This window comes from Azospirillum aestuarii (genome assembly GCF_016632405.1).
Lineage (GTDB): Bacteria > Pseudomonadota > Alphaproteobacteria > Azospirillales > Azospirillaceae > Azospirillum > Azospirillum aestuarii.
Genome location: NZ_JAEPIV010000019.1, coordinates 96,899 through 118,739 on the forward strand (window position 1 = coordinate 96,899; position 21,841 = coordinate 118,739).

Below are 21,841 nucleotides of genomic sequence, written 5' to 3' on the forward strand. Positions count from 1 at the left end.
TTTGATGAACCCTCTCCCCTCCGGGGAGAGGGTGCCCGCGAAGCGGGCGGTGAGGGGGTTGCGCGTGGCGGTACGTCCGGCACAAGCGCAACCCCCTCACCCTAACCCTCTCCCCAGAGGGGAGAGGGGAAAAAAACTACACGTTTCCTATCCGGAGTCGCGATGACCCGCCTGATCCTGCGCAACCCGTTGGCCGCCTTGGTGTCGGTCCTGATCCTGTGCCTGCTGGGCGCGGTGTCGGTCCTCCGCATTCCGGTGCAGATGATCCCCGACATCAGCCCGCGCCGGATCATGGTGGAAACCAACTGGCCCGGCGCCACCCCGCAGGACATCGAGCAGGAGATCCTGATCGAGCAGGAGAAGTACCTGCGCGCCATCCCCGGCCTCGTCCGCCTGTCCTCCAGCGCCGAGTTCGGCGGCGGTCAGGTGGAGCTGGAATTCCCCTCCGGCATCTCCATCGACGAGGCGCTGATCCACATTGACAACGCGCTGTCGCAGGTCACCGATTACCCGGAGACGGTGGACCGCCCGCGCATCGTCGCCGAGTCCGCGACGGCGGAGCCCTTCCTGTTCTTCGGCGTCGAGCGGCTGGACGGCGCCACCGACCCGGTGTCCATCCAGCGCGAGACCAATTGGATCGAGAACGTCCTGCGCCCCCGGCTGGAGCGGGTGGCCGGCGTGGCCAAGGCCGAGGTGATCGGCGGGGCCGCGCAGGAGATCCACATCCTGCTCGACCCGCTGAAGCTGTCCGCCCGCAACCTGAATGTGGGGACGGTGCGCGACGCCGTGCGGGCGCGCAACCGCGACGTCTCCGGCGGCGACCGCGATTTCGGCAAGCGCCGCTACTTCCTGCGCACCATCGGGCGCTTCGCCGACCTGGAGGATCTGGCCGACCTGATCGTCGCGCGGGAGAATGGCACGGCCATCCGCCTGCGCGACGTCGGATCGGTGACCATGGCGACCCAGGAGGCGCGCAGCGTCGCCTTCGCCGACGGGCGCCCCACCCTGCTCGTCACCATCGGCAAGCGGGCCGGCGCCAACGTCATCGCCGTCAAGGAGGCGGTGACCGGGGCGGTGGAGGAGTTGAACCGCCACGCCCTGAAGGAGCGCGGGCTGACCATGCGGCTCCTGTCGGAGGACGTGCGCTACATGGAACGGTCCATCGACAACGTGTTGAGCAACCTGATCGCCGGCAGCGTTCTGGCCGCGGTGGTGCTTCTGCTGTTTCTGCGCTCCATCCCGGCGACCGCGGCGGCGGCGGCGAGCATGCCGGTCTGCACGCTGGCGACCCTGCTGGTCCTGGCGGCGGCCGGGCGCAGCATCAACGTGATCTCGCTGTCCGGCGTCGCCTTCGCCATCGGCATGACGCTGGACAACAGCGTGGTCGCGCTGGACGCCATCGCCCGCCACCTGCGGATGGGCAAGTCGAAGGCCGCCGCGACCGAGGATGGCATCGCCGAGGTGTGGCCGGCGATCCTCTCCTCCACCCTCACCACCGTCCTGGTCTTCCTGCCGGTGCTGTTCATCACGGCGGAGGCCGGGCAGCTCTATTCCGACATCGCCATCGCCATCACCGGCGCCGTCGTCATGTCGATGGTCGCGGCCCTCGTCCTGGTCCCCGTCGTCGCCGGACGCTGGTCGGTGGCGCCCCCGGCGGCGAAAGGCCCGGAAAAGGAAGGCGCGCTGGGCGTCGCGGTGCGCTGGATGCTGCGCAGCGCTCGGCGGGAGCTGACGATCCTCGCCGTCTCCGCCGCGGCCGTGCTGGCCGTTATGCTGCACATGGCGCCGCCCGCCGAATATCTGCCGGAGGGCGAGGAGGCGACCGTCTTCAGCTTCATGGCCGCCCCGCCCGGCTACAGCATGGAGTCGATGCAGGAGGTCTGGCGGCGGATCGACCCGCTGCTGAGCCGTCAGGTGGGTGCCGCGGACACCGACGCCGAGACCGGCATTCCGCCGCTGCGCGTCAATCTGAGCTTCATCCGGCCCGGCTTCATCCGCTTCGTGACGGAGCCGCTGAACCCCGCCGACACCGACGCGCTGATCGCCAACGTCACCAAGCGGATGCGGGCGATCCCCGGCATGCGCGGCTTCGCCGCGCGCGGGTCGATCTTCTCCGGCAACAGCGGCGGCGCCCGCGCCATCCGGCTGGAGCTGAGCGGCGGCGACCTGACCAGGCTCTACGCCACGGCTCTGGCGGTGCTCGACCGCGCGGGCGACCTGTTCCCCGACGGGCAGGTCAACAGCGATCCCTCCCCGCCCACTCTGGCCATGTCGCAGCCCTTCCTGGAGCTGCACCCGAACTGGGAGCGCGCGGGCGAGATGGGCATCGGGCTGGCCGAACTGGGCTACACGCTGCGCGCCTATTCGGACGGCGCCTTCGCCGACGAGTATCTGCTGAACGACGAGACGCTGGACATCTATCTGCGGGTGGCCGGGGGCCTGGGCCGCGACCGCCAGAGCTTCGCCGATCTGGTGCTCCACACCGGCCGCGGCGCCCCGGTGCCGCTGTCCAGCCTCGCCGAGCTGCGGGAAACCGTGGGCTCCTCCAGCATCGCGCGGATCGACGGGTTCCGGACGGTCACCCTGACCATCATCCCGCCGCGCTCGGTGGCGCTGGAATCCGGCATCGCCGCGGTGCGGAGCGACCTGGTGGACCGGCTGCGCGCCGAGGGCGTGATTCCCGACGGGATGAACACCCGCATCACCGGGGCCGGCGGGTCGCTGGACGAGCTGCGCTCCGCCCTGACCGGCGGGTTCCTGCTGGCGCTCGCCATCACCTATCTGGTTCTGGTCGCCGTCTTCTCGCACTGGGGCTATCCGCTGATCATCATGGCGGTGGTGCCCACGGGGATCGGCGGCGGGCTGGTCGGGCTGTGGCTCTACAACCTCGTCGCCGGCCTGTCCGGAGGCTTCGGCCCGCCCCAGCCCTTCGACGTGCTGACCATGATGGGCTTCCTGGTGCTGGTCGGGACGGTGGTGAACAACCCCATCCTGATCGTGGAGCAGGCCGCCGTGAACCGCCGGACGCACGGCATGTCCGGAGCGGAGGCCATCGCCGACGCCTTGCAGAGCCGGCTTCGCCCCATCCTGATCACCACGGTGACGACCGTCGCCGGCCTGATTCCGATGGTCGCGGTGTCCAGCGCCGGGACGGAGTTGTACCGCGGGCTGGGGTTGGTCGTGCTGTGCGGACTGTTGATTTCCAGCCTGGTGACGGTGACGGTCCTGCCCGTGGTGCTGTCGCTGGTCTTCCGCCTGTCCGACCGGCTGGGCGCTTCGGCGTACGACCGCAGGATGGGGGAAGCGGGCGACTGAGTCCGAAAGCGAGAAAAACATATTCCATGATGCAAAAAATACTTGCAGTCCTTCGGGCGTAACTCTATATTGCGAATGAGAATCATTCGCATATTTGCGAACGCGATCCGCGGTCCCGGCAGAATGCCGATGGCGATTCCCGCGCCCGTCCGGACCGTCAACGGCGCGCATTTTCCGAACATGTCAACGTCGTCCGCGCTGGCGGATGGACAGTGGAGGCTCGTGTTTCCATGGACGTTCTACCCCTGCCCGCCGGGGAGCGGCCGCTCGGCGGCCGTTCCGACCCGGATTTCGCCTTCGCCTCACGCGGCCGTGTCCTGAAAGCCTACGGCGTGGATGAGCGGCTGGACGTCGCCCTCGACGACCGCAGCTTCGCTGACGGCCGGTGGGAGGAGGCGCTTGACCGCGCCTTCCGCCGCCGCAAGGCCCAGGGTGTCGAGAATCCCATCCTGGTCGGCGCCGTCCCCTTCGACGGACGCCAGCACGCCCGCCTGTTCATCCCCGAGCGTTGCGATTACGAGGACGCCGGCCGCATGGCCGCCGAACCCGACTCCGTCGCGCTGAACGCCATTGAGGAGACGGTGGGGCGCAACGCCTTCGAAGCGGCGGTGGCCCAGGCCATCGACCTGTTCCGCGACACCGCTTTGAAAAAGGTCGTGCTGTCGCGCCCGCTCGACGTGGAAGCGCGCGAGGCCTTCGCGCCGGGCCGCCTGCTGCGCGCCCTGCTGCGGCAGAATCCCGGAGCCTACGTCTTCGCGGCCCCGGTCGCCTATGGACAGACCCTGGTGGGGGCGAGCCCGGAGCTGCTGATCCGCAAGACCGGGCGGACCGTGGTCAGTAACCCGTTGGCCGGGTCCGCCCCGCGCAGCCCGTCCGCCGAGGTGGAGCGCCAGCGCACCGCCGCCCTGCTCGCGTCCACGAAGGACCGGACGGAGCACCGCTACGTCGTCGATGCGGTGCGCGCGGCGCTCGCCGGCCATTGCAGCCCGTTGTCCGTGCCGGACGCCCCCAGCGTGATCCGCACCCCGACCATGCTGCATCTGTCGACCGAACTGACCGGTGAGCTGATCGATCCCGCGGTGTCGTCACTGCAACTCGCCCACGCGCTGCATCCGACGCCGGCGATCTGCGGCACGCCGACCGACCTCGCCCGCGCCGCCATCGACCGGCTGGAGAGCTACGCCCGCAACTGGTACGGCGGCATGGTCGGCTGGATGGACAGCCGGGGCAACGGCGAATGGGCGCTGTCCATCCGCTGCGGGCTGGTCCAGGGCCGCCATCTGCGCCTCTACGCCGGGGCCGGCGTCGTCGCGGACTCCGACCCGGCGGCGGAGTGGGAGGAGACGGCGGCCAAGCTGACCACCATGCTGAACCTGTTCGGCGTCGCGTCCGCCCAGCCCTCCAACACCGACCTTCCGGTGGAGCTGGCGTCGTGAGTGTCGCCTTCACCCCCTGGCCCGCCGACTTCGCGGAGCGCTACCGCGCCAAGGGCTATTGGACCGCCGACCCGCTGACCGACGTGATCGACCGCCACCGGGGTGCTGCGGCGGAGGCCACCGCGATCCTCTGCGGAGAGCGCCGGTTCCGCTACGCCGACCTGCAGCGCCTGTCGTCCCGTCTGGCGGCCGCCTTCCGCGCCCGTGGCCTGCGGCCCGGCGACACCGCGCTGGTGCGGCTGCCCAACCGCGCGGAATTCTATCTGGTCTTCTTCGCCCTGCTGCGCTGCGGGGTGGTGCCGGTCAACGCGCTGAACAGCCACGGCGTCTATGAGTTGACCGCCTACGCGCGCCAGATCGAACCGGCGCTGGCCGTCCTGCCGGCGGCGGACCAGGCCTTGGTCACCCTGATGACGCGGACGGTCGGGCCGGAGCGGCTGCTCCTGCTCGGCGCTCCGTCCGACGACGGGATCGGCGGCTTCGCCTGGGCCGACGGCGATGCGCTGGCGGAGGACGCAGCCGGGCCGGACCCCGTCGCCGACCCGTCCGGCGTGGCCTTCTTCCAGCTGTCCGGCGGCAGCACCGGCACACCGAAGCTGATCCCGCGCACCCACGACGACTATCTCTACAGCGTCCGCCGCAGCGTCGAGATCTGCGGGCTGGACGGGTCCTGCCGCTTCCTCTGCGCCCTGCCGGCGCCGCACAACTTCACGCTCAGTTCGCCCGGCGCGCTCGGCGTGTTCCATGCCGGCGGCACGGTGGTGATGGCCGGTGATCCCAGCCCCGCCACCTGCTTCCCGCTGATCGCGCGTCACCGCGTCACCTGGGCGGCGCTGGTCCCGCCGATGCTGTCGGTCTGGCTGGAGGCCGCCGGCGGCGCCGGGGACCTGTCCAGCCTGGAGGTCGTCCAGGTCGGCGGCGCCAAGCTCAGCCCCGCCGTCGCCGAACGGGTGCCGGAGCGGCTGGGCTGCCGTCTCCAGCAGGTCTTCGGCATGGCGGAGGGGCTGGTGAACTACACGCGGCTCGACGACGATGCCTGGACGGTGGTCAACACCCAGGGCCGCCCGATGAGCCCCGACGACGAGATCCGCATCCTCGACGCCGCCGGGCACCCGGTCCCGCCCGGCGCGGTGGGGGAGCTGTGGACCCGCGGCCCCTACACCTTCCGCGGCTATTACAAGGCCGACGCGCACAACGCCCGCGTCTTCGACGCCGAGGGCTTCTACTGCAGCGGCGATCTGGTCAGTCTGGCGCCGGGCGGCAACCTCGTCGTCTGCGGGCGCAACAAGGACCAGATCAACCGCGGCGGCGAGAAGATCGACGCGCAGGAGGTCGAGGACCTGCTGGCCGCCCACCCCGCGGTGAGCCACGCCGCCGTCGTCGCCATGCCCGACGCGCTGATGGGCGAGCGGGCCTGCGCCTTCGTGATCGCCCCGCCCGGCACGAAACCTTCGGAGCTGCGCCGCTTCCTGCGCGGCCAGGGGCTGGCCGATTTCAAGCTGCCCGACCGCTTCGTCTTCGTTCCGGACCTGCCCAAGACCGCCGTCGGCAAGGTCGACAAGCAGACCCTGCGCGAGCGGGCGCGCAAAGACAACGCCCTCATGGAAACGACCGCATCATGACCATCCGATCCATCGCTCCCTACGCCCTGCCCACCGCGGCGGACCTGCCGCAGGACAAGGTGTCCTGGGACGTCGACCTCGCCCGCGCGGTCCTGCTGATCCACGACATGCAGGACTATTTCATCGGCTTCTACGGCGCGGCGAACCCGGCCATCGTCAGTTGCATCGACCGGATCGTCCGGCTGAAGCGCCATCTGAAGGCGCTCGGCGTGCCGGTCGTCTACACGGCCCAGCCGCCGGTGCAGTCCGATGCCGACCGCGGCCTGCTGAACGACATGTGGGGGCCGGGCCTGACGGCCAAGCCGGACCTCGCGGGCATCGTCGCCCCGCTGGCTCCGGACGCCGACGACCGGGTGCTGACCAAATGGCGCTACAGCGCCTTCTACCGCGCCCCGCTGGCCGAGATGATGGCGGAGTCCGGGCGCGACCAGCTCCTGATCTGCGGGATCTACGCGCACATCGGCGTGATGCAGACGGCGCTGGACGCCTTCATGCGCGGCATCAAGCCCTTCCTGATCGCCGACGCGATCGCCGACTTCTCGCGCGAGGACCATATGATGGCGCTGCGCTACGTCGCGCGCAACGCCGGGCGGACGATCCATTCCGACAGCGTCCTGGCCAATCCCGCGGCGGTGCTGAGCAAGGAGGGGCTGCGGCGCATCCTGCTGGCCTCGCTCGACGAAGCGCCGGGGGACGACGACAACCTGATGGATTTCGGCCTCGACTCCATCGCGGTGATGCAGGTGGTGGACCGCTGGAAGGCCGCGGGGGTGGAGGTCGGCTTCGCCGAGCTGGCCGCGCAGCCGAGCATCAACGGCTGGTGGGCGCTGATCGAGCCCCGGCTGGCCGCTTCCGGGCGCGTGGCGGCATGACGGACTTCGCGGGCCGGACCGTCTGGGTGACCGGCGCCGGGCAAGGGATCGGGCGGGCCGTGGCCGACCTGTTCCACGCCCGCGGCGCCATCGTCGTCGCCTTCGACCGCCACTGGCACGACGGCGGGGAGCGGCCCTACCGCGCCGTCACGCTGGACATCGCTGACGCCGACGCGGTCGCCGGAACCTGTGAGGCGCTGTTCGCCGAAGGCACGCGGATCGACGCGCTGGCCAACGTCGCGGGCATCCTGCGTATGGGGCCGGTGGAGGCGGTGACCGACGCCGACTGGCGCGACAGCTTCGCCGTCAACGTGGGCGGTCCCTTCCACATGATGCGGGCGGTGATTCCGGCCTTCAAAAGCGGCGGGAGCGGCGGCGCCATCGTCAGCGTGTCGTCCAACGCCGCCCATGTGCCGCGGATCGGCATGGCCGCCTACGGCGCGTCGAAGGCGGCGCTGACCAGCCTGACCATGGCGGTGGGGCTGGAACTGGCGTCCTACGGCGTGCGCTGCAACGTCGTCTCCCCCGGCTCCACCGACACGCGGATGCAGCGCGCGCTGTGGAGCGGGCCGGACGGCGCGGAGAAGACCATCCAGGGCAACCTCGGCCAGCACAAGCTCGGCATCCCGCTCGGCAAGCTCGCCACGCCGCGCGACGTGGCGGAGACGGTCGTCTTCCTCGCCTCCCCCGCCGCCGGCCACATCACGCTCGCCGATCTGCTGGTGGACGGTGGGGCGACGCTCGGGCGTTGATCCTTTCATTTCAGGGACTTACCCGATGACCAACGACCAGTATGTGAATCCTTTCGACGACGAGCGCCACGCCTTCCTGGCGCTGGCGAACGGTTCCGGCCAGTTCAGCCTGTGGCCGTGCTTCGCCGTGGTGCCGGCAGGCTGGACCGCCGTCTTCGGCCCCGCCGGGCGCGCCGCCTGCCTCGACCACATCGAGGCCGTGGCTCAGCCCTCTCCCCTCTGGGGAGAGGGTGCCCGCGAAGCGGGCGGTGAGGGGGGTGCGCGTGGCGGTACGTCCGGCAAAAGCGCAACCCCCTCACCCTAACCCTCTTCCCGAAGGGGAGAGGGGATTCAACGTTTCATATCAAGGACAGGGCCATGCGCATCATCCCCCTGCTGGGCACGCAATTGGGCATCTGGCTGGCGGATCAGGTCGCGGCCCGGAAGAACGCCTACGTCATCGCCCACGCCGTCGAGCTGAACGGCGCCATCGACGCCGCGCGCCTGTCGCGGGCCATCCGCGACGGGCTGGCGGAGGCCGACACGGTGACCGCGCGCTTCGCCGAGCGGGACGGCCGCGTCGTCCAGATTCTGGGCGGCGGTGTGGTGGCCGAGCCGGAGCGCGTGGACCTGACCACCGTCCCCGACCCGGAAGAGGCGGCGCGCGCCGTCATGGCCGACGATCTGGCTGGCGACCTGCCCGCCGACGGCGACCGTCCGCTGTGCCGCCAGATCCTGTTCGACGTCACCGGGGTGGATGGGGCGCCACGCTTGATCTGGTACCAGCGCTACCACCACATCATGCTGGACGGCTACAGCTTCAACGCGCTGACCCGCCGCATCGCGGATCTGTACGGCGCGGCGATCGAAGGGCGGGCGCCGGCCCCCTGCCCCTTCGTCTCCGTCGCCGCGGTCGCGGAGGAGGAAGCGGCCTATCTTGCGTCCGACGCCTTGGCACGCGACCGCGCCTATTGGAGCGGGCTGTGCCGGGACTTTCCGGCGCCGCTGACCCTCTCGGTCCAGGGCGCCAAGCCGACCGAGCAGCAGGCCATGTCGGAGGTGGTGGCCCACGCCGCCGCCCTGCCCGACCCTCTGGCCCGCGCGCTGACGCAACTGGCGGAGGGAGCCGGCGTGTCGGTCGCCGATCTGGCGATGGCCGGCATCGCCGTCTATCTGCACCGGCTGTCCGGCGATCCCCGCCCGGTGGTGGGCATTCCCTTCATGCGGCGCATGGGCTCCGCCGCCGTCCATGCGGTGGCGCCGGTGGTCAATGTGCTGCCGGTGCGCATCGACCTGACCGGGGCCGGCACACTGGCCGAGGCTGCCGGGCGGGTACGGGCCGCGCTGCGGGAGGCGCGCCGGCACCAGCGCTACGACGCGGAGCGCATCCCCCGTGACCTGGGACAGGTCGGGTCGGGAAAGGCGCTCTACGGCCCGGTGGTCAATTACCGGCTGTTCGATTACGACCTGGATTTCGCGGGCGTGGAGGCGATCATCCACCATCTGGCGACCGGTCCGGTGGACGACTTCGAATTCGGGCTGATGACCCGCGGCGGCGGCATCGCTCTGGAACTGCGCGCCGATCGCACCCGCTACGACGCCGATGAACTGGCCCGTCACGCCCGGCGCCTGACCCGGCTGCTCGACGCCGCGGTGACCGGCGCTCCCCTGGACAGTCTGCCGGTGATGGACGCCGACGAGGGCGCGGCCATCGCCGCCTGGTCCAGCGGTCCCGTCTTCGCCGCGCCGGAGCGCCCGGCGACCCTGGTGGCGGTGCTGGACCGCCAAGCCGCCGAGACGCCGGAGGCCACGGCGCTGGTGTTCGGCGACACCCGCATCACCTTCGCGGAGCTGTCGGGCGCGGTGTCGCGGCTGGCGCGGCTGCTGATCGCGCGGGACGTCGGTCCCGGCGAGGTGGTGGCGGTGGCGATTCCGCGCTCCGCCGACGCGGTGGTCGCCATGCTGGCGGTGCTGGCGAGCGGCGCCACCCATCTGCCGCTTGACCTCGACTACCCCACCGAGCGGCTGGCGATGATGTGCGAGGACGCCGGGCCGCGCTGCGCGCTGACCTGGACCTCGGTGGCCGGGCGGCTGCCCACCGGGCTGGAGGCGCTGTGCCTGGACGACGCCGATCTGCTGGCCGCCTGTGCCGCCCTGCCCGGCGACCCCGTCGCGGCGGCGGAGCGCAAGGTGCCGCTGACACCGGGCCACATCGCCACCATCATCTTCACCTCAGGCTCCACCGGGCGCCCGAAAGGGGTTATGAACACCCACGGCGCGCTGCTGAACCTGCTGCTGTCCCACGCGGCGACGGTCTACGGTCCGGCGCTGGAGGCCGTCCGACGGCGCCACGGCGCGCGGGCCTTGAGGGCCGCGCACACCCATTCCTTCGCCTTCGATTCCTCCTGGCTGCAAATCTTCTGGATGCTGCTGGGGCAGGAGCTTCACGTCTTCGACGAGGAGATGCGGCGCGACGCCCACGCGCTGGTGCAGGAGGTGCGGAGCCGGCGCATCGACGCCATGGACCTGCCGCCCTCCTTCTGCGCGCAGATGCTCGCCTGCGGCCTGATGGAGCCGGGCCATCACCACCCGACGCTGATCCTGATCGGCGGCGAGGCGGCCTCCCCCGCCCTGTGGACGGAACTCCGTGGCCACGCGGATCTGATGGCGGTCAACCTCTATGGCCCGACCGAGAACACCGTGGACACGCTGCGCGCGCCCGTCACGGCGGCGGAGCGGCCGGTGGTCGGGCGTCCGGTCGGCAATGTGCGGGTGCATGTGCTGGACACCCGGCTGCGCCCGGTTCCGGTGGGCGCCGTGGGGGAACTCTACATCGGCGGCGCCGGTCTGGCGGCGGGCTATGTGGGCCGTCCGGGACTGACCGCCCAGCGCTTCGTCGCCGATCCCTTCAGCACGGCTCCCTTCGGGTCCGGCGGACGGCTCTATCGGACCGGCGATCTGGTGCGCTGGACCGGCGACGGGCAGATCGACTTCATCGGGCGCGCCGACCATCAGATCAAGGTTCGCGGCTACCGCATCGAGATCCCGGAGGTCGAGGCCGCCCTGCACCGCCTGCCCGGCGTGTCCGGCGCGCTGGTGGTGGCAGAGGCGGTGAACGGCAGCCACCGGCTGATCGCCTACTGCACCCTGGCCGACGGAGCGGGCCGGACGTCCCGTGACCTGCTGCATGGGCTGCGCGAGCGGCTGCCCGACTACATGGTGCCCTCGGCGCTGGTGGTTCTGGACGCCTTCCCGTTGACCGTCAACGGCAAGGTGGACCGCGCCCGTCTGCCCGCCCCGGCGGCGGAGAGCGGTGGTGCTGCCCCCGCCACCCCGGCGGAGGCGCTGCTCTGCCGCGCCATGGCGACGGTTCTGCACCTGCCGGCGGTCGGCGCCGACGCCGATTTCTTCGCTTTGGGCGGCGACAGCATCAGCGCCATCGCGCTGGGCAGCGCGCTGCGCGCCCATGGATTCGAACTGCGCCCCCGCGACGTCTTCGCCGGGCGCGACCCGCGGCGCATGGCGCTCGCATTGAAGGCGCTGATTCCCGACAGCCGGACCGTCACGGCGCCGCCCGCCGTCGATCGGACGGCGCTGGAGGCCCGGCATGGCCCGGTCGCCGCCGCGGTGCCGCTGCTTCCCTTGCAGAAGGGCATGCTGTTCCAGAGCCAGCTCGGCGGAAAAGCCAGCGTTTACAACGCCTTCACCGCGCTCGACCTCGACGGTCCACTGGACGCGGGGCGGCTGGGACGGGCCTTCGACGCGGTGCTGCGCCGCCACCCGCAGCTTGCCGGGCTGTTCGACCACGACACCCACGGCGATCCGCTGCTGGTCATCCCGGCCCTGCTGGACGGCGGCGCCGGACTGTGGCCCGTCGAGCAACACGACCTGTCGGGCATGCCCCCGGAAGCCCGCGCTGCGGAACTGGCCCGCATCGAGGCCGCGGCGGCGGAACGCGCGAACCCGACCGACCGTTTCCTGGGTCTGGTGAAGGCCATTCTCGTCCGCACCGCGCCCGGCCGTCATCGGTTGCTGATCGCCGTGCATCATCTGGTGGTGGACGGCTGGTCCACGCCGCTGCTGCTGCGCGACCTGCTGACCGCCTATGCGCGGGGTCCCGATGCGCTGTTCCCCCTGACCATCGGCTATCCGGCAGTGGTCCATGGCCTGCTGGCCCGCGACGTGTCCGCGAGCCGGGACGCCTGGGGCGAGGCGCTGGCCGGGGCCACCCCGACTGTCCTGTTCGACCCGGCCGGGTCCGGTGGCGACGCGCCGATGATCGAGGCCGAGCTGGTCCTGCCGGCGGAGCTGACCGATGCCCTTCTCTCCCGGCTGCGGGCGGAGGGGCTGACCCTGAACGCGCTGATGCAGGCGGTGTGGGGGCTTGTGCTGGGCAATCTTGCGGGGCGCGACGACGTGCTGTTCGGCACGCCGGTCTCCGGACGCTCCGCCGCCGTTCCGGGCGTCGGGGAGCAGGTGGGTCTGTTCCTGAACACCCTGCCGGTGCGGGTGGCGCTGGACCCGGCGCGACCGCTGTGGGCGCAGCTTCCCGCCATTCAGGAACGCCACATCGCACTGATGGAGCATGACGGGCTGGGCCTGTCGGAGCTTCAGGCGACGGCGGGCGGCGCCGCGCTGTTCGACACCTTGCTGGTCGTGGAGAATTACCCGGACAGCGGCTGCGAGTCCCTTGATCTCGGCGGCGTCCGCGTCTCCGGGGTGTACAACCGCGGTTACAGCCATTACCCGTTGGCCCTGCTGGTCCTGCCGGGCCGGGAACTGACGCTGCTGGTGGAGAATCGCGGCGCCGTGCCCGACGCGATGGCGCTGGCCGAGCGGGTCCGCGGCCTGCTGGGCGCGCTGGTCCGCCAGCCCGAGACGCCCGTGGCCGCCCTGCCGATCCTGACGGAGGGGGAGCGGCGGCACCTCGCCGCGGGGAACGCCACCGCGCGGGCGGTGCCCCGGACCACGCTGCGCGACCTCCTCGTCGCGCAGGCGGCGCGCACACCGGACGCCGTCGCGCTGGTGGACGAGCGGGAAAGCCTGCCCTTCCGCGAGGTTCGGCGGCGGGTGACCGCTCTGGCCGGGCGGCTGCGCGCCCTGGGGGTGCGCCCCGGCGACGTGGTGGCGGTGGGCGTGCCACGCTCCGCGTCCCTCAGCCTGTCGATCCTGGCGGTCATCGAGGTGGGGGGGGCCTATCTGCCGCTCGACCTCGGCTATCCGGCGGAGCGGCTGGCCTTCATGCTGTCCGACGCCCGCCCGCGCGTCCTGATGACCGACGCGGCCTCGCGCCCGCTGTTCGGCGATGCGGTGCCGGTGCTGACGGTCGATGAGGACGGCGGCACAGTGGATGCCCCGTTCGTGCCTGCCGACGCGCTGACGCCGGATCACCCGGCCTACGTCATCTACACCAGCGGCACCACCGGGCGGCCCAAGGGCGTGGCGGTGTCGCACGGCGCCATCGTCAACCGCATCCTGTGGATGCAGAGCGAGTATCCCCTGGGGCCGGAAGACGCGATCCTGCAGAAGACTCCCTGCGGCTTCGACGTGTCGGTGTGGGAGTTCTTCTGGTCCTTCCTGGTCGGGGCCCGGCTGGTCATGGCGCCGCCCGAGGCCCACCGCGACCCGGCGGCGCTGGTCCGGCTGATCGAGCATCACCGCATCACCACGATCCATTTCGTGCCGTCGATGCTGGCCCTGTTCACCGCCAGCGTGATCGAAACCCACGGTCCCGACGCGCCCATTTGCACCAGCCTGACCCGCGTCTTCTGCAGCGGCGAGGCGTTGGGGCGGGGCCTGTCGCGCGCCTTCGCCGACCGCTTCGGCGCGGAACTGCACAACCTCTACGGCCCAACCGAGGCTGCGGTGGACGTCACCTACTGCCCGGCGTCCGGCGCCTGGATAGAGGGCGACGGCGGCGTTCCCATCGGCCGCCCGGTGTGGAACACCCAGCTCCGCATCCTCGACCACGCCCTGCGCCCTGTCCCGCCGGGCGCGGTGGGGGAGCTGTATCTGTGCGGCGACCAGCTCGCCATCGGCTATCTCGGACGGCCCGGCCTGACCGCGTCGCGCTTCGTCGCCGATCCCTTCGACCACGGGCGGTGCATGTACCGCACGGGCGACCTCGCCCGCTGGCTGCCGGACGGCTCGGTCGAGTATCTGGGCCGCACCGACCATCAGGTGAAGATCCGCGGCCAGCGCATCGAGCTGGGCGAGATCGAGAGCGCGCTGGCCGCCCTGCCCGGCGTCGCCCAGGCGGTGGTGACCGCCGCAGTGCTGGGCGAAGGCCGGTCCGAGCCGGGCATGGACCAGCGCCAGCTCGTCGCCCACCTCGTCCCGGCGGCAGGCTGTGCGGTGGACGAGGCCGCCATCCGCGCCGCCCTGCGGAACACGCTGCCGCCGCACATGCTGCCTGCCGCCTATGTGACGCTGGGCGCCCTCCCCCTCTCGCCGAACGGCAAGCTGGACCGCAAGGCCCTGCCCGCGGCGCGTGCCGAGGCGGCCTCGTCGGGTCGTCCACCGGCGCCGGGGCTGGAAAGCCGTCTGGCGGTCCTCTTCGTCGAACTTCTGGAACGGGAGCGCATCGGCGCCGACGACGACTTCTTCGCCATCGGCGGCCATTCTCTGCTGGCGATGCGGCTGGCGGCGCGCATCCGCCGCGACCTGGGACAGCCGGTGGCGGTCAGCCAGATCATGGTCGCCCCCACGGTCGCCCGGCTGGCCGCGCTGCTGGCCGAAGCGGGCGAGCGGGACGAGCCGGAGAATCTTGGCTTCGCGTCGGTCATCCGCCTGCGCGACGGGTCGGGGCCGCCGCTGATCTGCCTCTATCCGGGGTCCGGCCTGTCCTGGCAATACAGCGTCCTGTCGCGTTACGTGAGCGGGGGCCGGCCCATCATCGGGCTCCAATCGCCCCGCCCCAACGGCCCGCTGGCGCTCAGCGCCGACCTGGACGAACTGTGCGACCGCCAGCTCGCCATCCTGCGCTCGGTGCAGCCTCAGGGCCCCTACCATCTGCTGGGCTACTCGCTGGGTGGCACGGTGGCCTATGGGCTGGCAGTGCGGCTACGGCGGTTGGGGGAGCGGGTGGCCTTCCTCGGCCTGCTCGACACCTATCCGGCGGAGGCCCACGACTGGAGCGGGCTTGGCCGCACCGACGCCGATCAGGCGGCGGAGCGGGAGCAGGAACAATTCCTGGGCGACGCCCTGGCCGACGTGATGGACGAGGAACTGCGACGGGAGAAGGTGGAGATGTTCGGCCACATCTTCGGCAACTACAAGGACGCCGTCCGGGTTCTCTCCAAGGCCCGCACCCCTGTTTACGACGGCGAACTGACGCTGTTCGTGGCGGAAAAGTCGATCCCGCCGGAGATCGACCCCGAGGGAAGCTGGGCGGGCCGTGTCGGACGCCTGTCGGTCCACCGCCTGCCCCACTGCTCGCACGAGGACATCATTGCCCCGGCGTCCCTGCGGATCGTCGGCCCCCTGCTCGACCGGGTGATCACGGCGGCCGTCGGCGACGTGGAACCGCTCCGTGCCGCGGTGAGCGGGTGACGGTGCGCCCATCCCGTCCCCTCTTGCCCTTGGGGCGCGGGGCGATCGGCGGAAAGGACGGGCGATTGAAGCGCCTGATGGTCATGGGAACGGTGATGATGGTCCTGAACGGCTGCGCGGGGGCGCCCGACGGCTCCCCGCTGGTTCTCGATGTTCCCGTGTCCGGCACGGAGCGCAGCGCCGTCCATTCCTTGGACCTCGACGACGGCGATTATGTGGAAGGCGTGCTCGATTCCGGAACCGACACGGCGGAGTTGCGGCTGATCGACCAGGATGGACGCCCTGTCCGATTGCTCCTGAACGGCACGGCGGGGCGGGAGGTCTTCCGTTTCGTCGCCGGACCCGGTACGGCGGCGCTGCGGGTCACGCTGCGCGGCGCCGGAAGATATCGACTGTCGCTGACCCGCCGTATCGCCGTGACGGACCAGCATCCCGTCTTCCAGGGGCATCTGAGCCCGGCCATCGCCGCTCTGACGGAAACGGTGAAACACGGCGGCGGGACCGATGCCTTCTGGCAGGATATGGCCCGACGCGGCACGCCGCTGGTGGAGCCGTTGATGGAGGCGCCGGGATCGGACCGGGTCACGATGACCTTTCTGGCACGGGGCGCGCGCCACAACGTGCGCTTGCTGGGCGGTCCGACCTCCCGCCACGAGACCCTCGAACGGCTCGGCGCCAGCGATGTCTGGTTCAAAAGCTTCGTCGTCCCCGCCTCCACCCGCCTGTCCTACCAGATCGCGCCGGACGTGCCGGACTTCCCCGGGACCTGCCGCGAATGCCGGATGGCGATCCTGGCGCAGCTTCAGGCCGATCCGCTGAACCACCGTCCCTGGCCGGCGGACGCGCCCGACCCCTACAATCAGGTTTCCCTGGTGGAACTGGCCGGCGCCCCGCCCCAGCCAGGCTTGGAAGGCGGCTGGTCCGAACCGGCGGGTCGGCTCGTCGCCGAACGGTTCGCCAGCCGCATCCTCGGCAACACGCGCGACGTCGCGGTCTATGTGCCGCCCGGCGTCGATCCGGCGGGGAAGGACACGGTCCTGCTGCTGCTGTTCGACGGGCCGGACTACCTCGACAGCCGCGCGCCGGTTCCAACCATGCTCGACCGGCTGACCGGCGATGGTCGCTTGCCGCCGACGGTCGCCGTCTTCATCGCCAACCCCACCGCCGAGGCGCGGGAACGCGAACTGCCGGCCAACCCCGCTTTCGCCGCGATGCTTGCCGACGAGATTCTTCCCTGGTTGAGCGATCGTATGGGCATCCGGCCCCGTCCCGACCGCACGGTTGTGGCCGGGTCCAGCTATGGCGGGCTGGCGGCGGTGTCCGCTGCGCTGACTCACCCAGACCGGTTCGGAAACGCGCTCTCCATGTCCGGCTCCTTCTGGTGGCATCCGGCCGAGGCGCCGCCGGACCGCCCGGAGCATATGGCCGGTGTGGTGGCGTCGCGCGATCGTCGCCCGGTTCGCTTTTTCCTCAGCGCGGGCCTGTTTGAAACCGGAAGCGACGGCGAGATCGGCATCCTTGAAAGCTCCCGCCATCTGAGGGACGTGCTGGAGGCCAAAGGCTACGAGGTCACCTACCGCGACTATGCCGCTGGGCACGACCGCTTCGCATGGCGCGGCGCCCTTGGCGACGGTTTGCTGGCCTTGTTCGGGCGGTGAAGCAACGGTTTCGCTGCGGCCCTTGTGGAGCGTTGCCCGTTTCGCGATGACCGATTGCGGAAAACCCCGTCCCCGCTTGCCCGACCTGAACAGGGTCCGGAGTTTCCGGTGGTCAGGAACATCTGGAGGAGCGCGCCTGCTTGCGGCGCTCCAAAGGCCTCCATACCGGACGGCCCGGCGTCGGTGCGATGTCGCACCGACGAACGTTGTCGATGATCAGGATGTCGAACGGGGCTGGCTTCAACGGCAGGGGGCGGCAAAGGGCAGGTTGATGGCGGCCGGCGGCGGGAAATGGTTCGGCAACCCTCCGCGCGTTTCGCCGGGAAGGTTGCTGCCGAGGCGTTTGGCAAAGCTCATCATGTCCGGGAAGGGCAGGGGGCTCGGCGCTTTTCCGGTGTACGTCCAGCCAAGCCAGCACCGCTGTGTGTCGCGCTTCCGCCCACGCAGCCACTCCGCCCATCTCGGGCTGATCTGCGGCGGTTCCGGTGCGACGTCAAGGTGGGGCAGGGGGGGTGGTGATGCGCCAATCGGCGGCCAGCGCCGCGACCGGCCGGAGGAGCGACGGCGCACCCAGCCCATGCGGATGGCGCCTCAGCCCTCCCAGCCGTGTGGAGTGTGATGACGGCCTTACCCGCCTCGTTCCGGTGCCCATCGGCTCGCTGGAACGAACGGCCGCAACGGGCGCAGCCGCTCCCTTTGCGACGCCGCATCGGGAGCGGACGTTGGTGCGACGTCGCACCGTCGCGCGTCACTCCGCCAGGAGGGCGTCGATGCGGTCGCGAAGTTGCCTCAGAATGCTCCGCTGATCGTCATCCAGGGATGCCCCTTGCTCGCGCACGGCGTCGATGGCCTTGAAGGTCCTCTGGGCGCTTTTTACCATGCGGCCCGCGGCGGGGGGCGAGGTTCGGGAGAGCCTGTCGGCAGCAGGGTTGTTTCCCTCGCGGGCGTCCGCACCCACCGCGACATCCTTGCGGGCGGACCGGAGAGTCGCGACGGTGGCGCCGCCCTTCGCCATTTCCCACATCCGGCGCTGAAGCGCCGGATTGTCGGCATCCACCATTTCGAACAGCGCGGATTTGCCGACGCTCCGGCGGTGCGCCGGGTATTCCTCTAGGATCGGAGAGGGCAGGGCGAGGATGCCCAGTGTCCGCGTCACTTCGGTTTTCCCAAGACCGCTGGCGGCCCCAAGCTGCTCGTGCGTGTAGCCGTGCTGCTCCCGCAACGCGGCGAGACCAGCGGCGGTTTCCACGGCATCGAGATCCTCGCGTTGCAGGTTCTCGATCAGCGCCAGTTCGGCGCCGTTCCCATCCTTGACCAGCAGCGCGTAAATCGTGCTCCTTCCCGCCAGCCGGGAAGCACGGACTCGCCGCTCCCCCCAAACCAGCGTATAGCGTCCGCCGTCGCCCTTGCGGACGCCGATGGGCTGCCGGACGCCGACGCGATGGATGGATTCGGCAAGCGCCTGCAACGCCGTTTCATCGAAATGCCGTCGCGGCTGATGCGGATTCGGGTCGATCCTCTCAAGGTCCAGTTCCACCACCTCGGGGTGGTCCGCGGACACCCGGAAGCGTGGATCGCTCGACACGGCTTCGGACGCACCGGTCACGGCCTTCGACAGCATTTTCGACTTCGTCGCCTGGGCAAGAAGCTTATTGGACATGGGCCGCCTCCTCACGCTTGGCGCGCAGCGCGATGAGCGCGTCCGCCACCTCCTGATAACTTTGGGCGCCGGGCGCCGTAGGGATCGCCTCCAGGGTCGGGCGGCCGGCCGCCGACCCCTGCGGGTACTGGGTGGATGAGGGAACCGGGGAGAAGATGCGGGTCTTGGCGCCATACAGCTCGTGCAGCTGCGCCAGGGTCAGCCGGTCCATCGAATGGCGCTCCGCGTACATGGTCGGCAGGATGCCCAGCACCTCCACGCCCGGATTCACGCGGCGGCGCACCTTGGTCAGCGTGTTGTCGATCAGCATCGGCACGCCGAGCGCGGCCATAGGCTCCGTCTGGACCGGTACGAGCACATAGTCGGAGCAGTTCAGCGCGTTGATGGTGACCTGCCCCAGGTTCGGGGGACAATCCATCACGATGGCGTCATAGGCGGCGTCGATGTCGCCCAGCTTCTCGCGCAGGGCCAGATTGCTGTTGGGGTCCCCCGCCATCTCCCCATCGGCCTGGGACAGGGTCAGGCTTGACGGCAGCAGGTCGAACAGCCCGCCGCAGACCGCGACGATGGCCTTCTCGATCGGGCGGTCCTTCAGCAGCACATGGTAGAGCGTCGCGCCATCACGGTCGAGCGCGTAGGCGTCGACGCCCAGATGCATGGTCGCGTTCGCCTGCGCGTCGGCATCGATCAGCAGCACCCTCATCCCCGCCTTCGCCAGCAGGAAGGCAAGGTTAACGGCGGTCGTCGTCTTTCCGACGCCGCCTTTCTGATTGGCGACGGACACCTTTGTCGCGGTCCGCGGAGCGCCGGAGCCGCCGCCGGCCATGCCACCGGGAAGGCCCTTCGGACCTGCGTTCATCTTGTCACTGACGGATATCAACTGGGCGACGATCTGCGGAATCCGCTCGCTGCCATTTTCCCATCGGCTGACCCTGTTTCGGTCGTAACGCCGACTGAGCTGGCCGTTGAGCCAATCCGCCAGTTCTTGCTGACCCATGGTCCGGCCTTCGCGGAACGCCCGCAGTTGCTCACCTTTGATGGAAATGGAAATCACGGCACCAACCCGCTCTGGGACTATTGGGGCCACCTTGTCGGCACGTGACGGAATCGTCAACTCGTCACGGTGACGTTATTGGTGATTGGCTGCGTTCAGGCATGGAGTGCGCCATAACAGCCACACCTTGGCTTTCCCGACAGCATGGCGCCGGGCGACAACGGGGAAACGGGGACCATGTGTGGACGGCCTTTCCGGTGCAAGAGTGAAATCCGTAGTAACGACCGATAGGATGAACCCATGTGTCCGGCCTGTTTTCGCAGCCGTGGCTGCCGGCCTTGATGAATTCCGCGGATCGTTGCCCAAATCACCTCAACACGCTCGAAGGCGCTTGGTCCCCGTGGGTTTGATCGATCCCCGGCCCAGCCGGTTCGTCATCACGTCTCACCACCCTGGCACATTCACCCGCCGAGCAATCTCTCGCTTTGCCGGGTGAACAACGATTACGCGGCGACCGGCGCCTCGTAGGTTTTTCCTCGTGTCATCACCGCCCACGCGATGCGGGCGGTTTTGTTGGCCAAGGCCACGGCGGCCAGCTTCGCCGGCTTGCGCTCTAACAGCTTCGTCGCCCAGATTCGGCTGGCGTAGTCTTTGCGGGCCAACCGCATGACCGCTGTGGCGCCGACGACGAGCAGACCCCGGAGGTAACCGTCGCCCTGCTTGCTGATGCCGACCTGCCGCTCCTTGCCGCCGCTGCTGTGCACCTTCGGCGTCAGGCCAAGCCACGCGGCGAAATGGCGACCGGATCGGAACAAGGTTCCGTCCGGCACGGCCGCCGCGATCGCACTGGCGGTGAACGGGCCGATGCCGGGAATGGTCGCCAAGCGGCGGCTGACATCGCTGCTCTGATGCCAAGCCAGGATACGCTTCTCCAGACGTTCGATCTCGGCGCCGAGGTGGCGAAGTTGCTCGACGATCCCGTGCAGGGCCAGGGGCCATCCTGCAACGCGCTCTGGCAGGCGGCTTCCACCGCGTCGAGGCCATCGCTGAGGATGGCGCTGAGGAACGCCACGAACTGGCGGTCCGCCTGGTTGGAGCGTCCCAGCCGGGCCTTCACCTTGCTCAACCCCGGCGGCAGCTCCCAGTCCCGAAATGGTGCGCCGTTGCGCAGTGCCCCAGGTTTGCGAATGAGGATGGGCAGGTAATGCCAGGGATCGTAGACGGTGGCGTAGCGGTCGAAGCGGCGCCGGTGCTCGGCCACCACCTGACCGTTCCACCACACGACGATGCGGTCGGCGTAGGCGCGCACCTGCACCGGGCCGGCCGGTGGCCACGCTGTAGCGGTTGCGCTCGAAGCGGATCAGGCAGGTCTTCGAGGCGCTGACGGTGGTTTCGTGGAAGCCATCGAACGGGTCGGTCACCGCGATCAGCGCCGCCGCTCGGCCTGGAACACCTCCCACACGGCGCTCTCCCGGCATTCCGGATGCGCGGTGTCGCGCCCCCAGGCCTCGACCTCGCCGCGCAGCCAGTCGTTCAGCTCCTCCAGCGTCTTGACGTGTGGCCGCGGCGTGAACAGGTGCTGCCGCAAGGTGCCGATCTGGTTCTCGATCTGCCCCTTTTCCCAACCCGCCGCCGGCGTGCAGACCACCGGCTCGACCAGATAATGCGAGCACATCTAGGCGAAGCGGCGGTTGAACTGGCGATCCTTGCCGACGAACACCGCCTCCACTGCCGTCTTCATGTTGTTGCTGCGCTGCCCTTCGGGTCGTAGATGCCGCGCTCACTGAGCTGGTCCCCGTTTCCCGGACAGTCGGATAAGCTTGGTTCGCCCATCAGGAAGGACGGACCCGATGACGGGGAAGCGGAAACGGTATTCGGCGGAGTTCAAGGCGAAGGTGGCGCTGGAGGCGATCCGGGGCGAGCTGACGGTTTCGCAGTTTGTCGCGAAGCACGGGGTGCACCAGACGCTGATCAACGCCTGGAAGAAGCAGGCCATCGAGGG

12 protein-coding genes and 1 pseudogene are annotated in these 21,841 nt (G+C 70.1%); 9 read left to right on the forward strand and 4 right to left on the reverse strand.

The window, feature by feature from the left end:
- Window positions 1-162: 162 nt before the first annotated feature.
- The 8 genes from JJL56_RS24410 to JJL56_RS24445 all read left to right on the forward strand — a co-directional run bounded on the left by JJL56_RS24410 (window position 163) and on the right by JJL56_RS24445 (window position 17,185).
- A complete protein-coding gene (locus JJL56_RS24410) occupies window positions 163-3,315 on the forward strand; it encodes an efflux RND transporter permease subunit (protein ID WP_200486635.1) in 3,153 nt (1,050 codons plus the stop codon).
- Between the two features lie 230 nt (window positions 3,316-3,545).
- Window positions 3,546-4,751, forward strand: coding sequence for an isochorismate synthase (locus tag JJL56_RS24415; RefSeq protein ID WP_200486636.1), 1,206 nt, complete (start codon window positions 3,546-3,548; stop codon window positions 4,749-4,751).
- Window positions 4,748-6,373 (forward strand): (2,3-dihydroxybenzoyl)adenylate synthase, encoded by a 1,626-nt coding sequence (locus JJL56_RS24420; protein ID WP_200486637.1) that lies wholly within the window; start codon window positions 4,748-4,750, stop codon window positions 6,371-6,373. The genes JJL56_RS24415 and JJL56_RS24420 overlap by 4 nt, the downstream gene beginning before the upstream one ends.
- Complete coding sequence (locus tag JJL56_RS24425) at window positions 6,370-7,245, forward strand: isochorismatase family protein (RefSeq protein ID WP_200486638.1); 876 nt, start codon at window positions 6,370-6,372, stop codon at window positions 7,243-7,245. The genes JJL56_RS24420 and JJL56_RS24425 overlap by 4 nt, the downstream gene beginning before the upstream one ends.
- Entirely contained in the window at window positions 7,242-7,997 is a 756-nt protein-coding gene (gene dhbA / locus JJL56_RS24430; RefSeq protein WP_200486639.1) for a 2,3-dihydro-2,3-dihydroxybenzoate dehydrogenase, read from the forward strand. The genes JJL56_RS24425 and dhbA overlap by 4 nt, the downstream gene beginning before the upstream one ends.
- A gap of 25 nt (window positions 7,998-8,022) precedes the next feature.
- On the forward strand, window positions 8,023-8,301 hold the full coding sequence (locus JJL56_RS24435) for an MbtH family protein (protein WP_200486640.1): 279 nt from the start codon (window positions 8,023-8,025) through the stop codon (window positions 8,299-8,301).
- 53 nt (window positions 8,302-8,354) lie between these two features.
- Complete coding sequence (locus tag JJL56_RS24440) at window positions 8,355-15,527, forward strand: amino acid adenylation domain-containing protein (RefSeq protein ID WP_200486641.1); 7,173 nt, start codon at window positions 8,355-8,357, stop codon at window positions 15,525-15,527.
- 65 nt (window positions 15,528-15,592) lie between these two features.
- Window positions 15,593-17,185 carry an alpha/beta hydrolase-fold protein gene (locus tag JJL56_RS24445; RefSeq protein ID WP_247891225.1) on the forward strand — a complete coding sequence of 531 codons (1,593 nt, stop codon included), beginning with the start codon at window positions 15,593-15,595 and terminating at the stop codon, window positions 17,183-17,185.
- Window positions 17,186-17,933: 748 nt separating this feature from the next.
- Here JJL56_RS24445 and JJL56_RS24450 read toward each other — a convergent pair.
- The 4 genes and pseudogenes from JJL56_RS24450 to JJL56_RS33320 form a co-directional block, all read right to left on the reverse strand.
- A complete protein-coding gene (locus JJL56_RS24450) occupies window positions 17,934-18,845 on the reverse strand; it encodes a ParB/RepB/Spo0J family partition protein (protein WP_200486642.1) in 912 nt (303 codons plus the stop codon).
- Window positions 18,835-19,842: a ParA family protein gene (locus JJL56_RS24455; protein WP_200486643.1), complete on the reverse strand. Its 1,008-nt coding sequence runs from the start codon at window positions 19,840-19,842 to the stop codon at window positions 18,835-18,837. The genes JJL56_RS24450 and JJL56_RS24455 overlap by 11 nt, the downstream gene beginning before the upstream one ends.
- 500 nt (window positions 19,843-20,342) lie before the next feature.
- Entirely contained in the window at window positions 20,343-20,858 is a 516-nt protein-coding gene (locus JJL56_RS24460; protein ID WP_425599144.1) for an IS110 family RNA-guided transposase, read from the reverse strand.
- Window positions 20,834-21,586: pseudogene (locus JJL56_RS33320) on the reverse strand (Mu transposase domain-containing protein); the annotation flags it as partial. The gene JJL56_RS24460 and the pseudogene JJL56_RS33320, both read right to left, overlap by 25 nt.
- Before the next feature lie 103 nt (window positions 21,587-21,689).
- Between JJL56_RS33320 and JJL56_RS24470 the strand changes: the two are divergent.
- A partial coding sequence (locus JJL56_RS24470) for a transposase (protein WP_200486645.1) occupies window positions 21,690-21,841 on the forward strand: 152 nt, incomplete at its 3' end.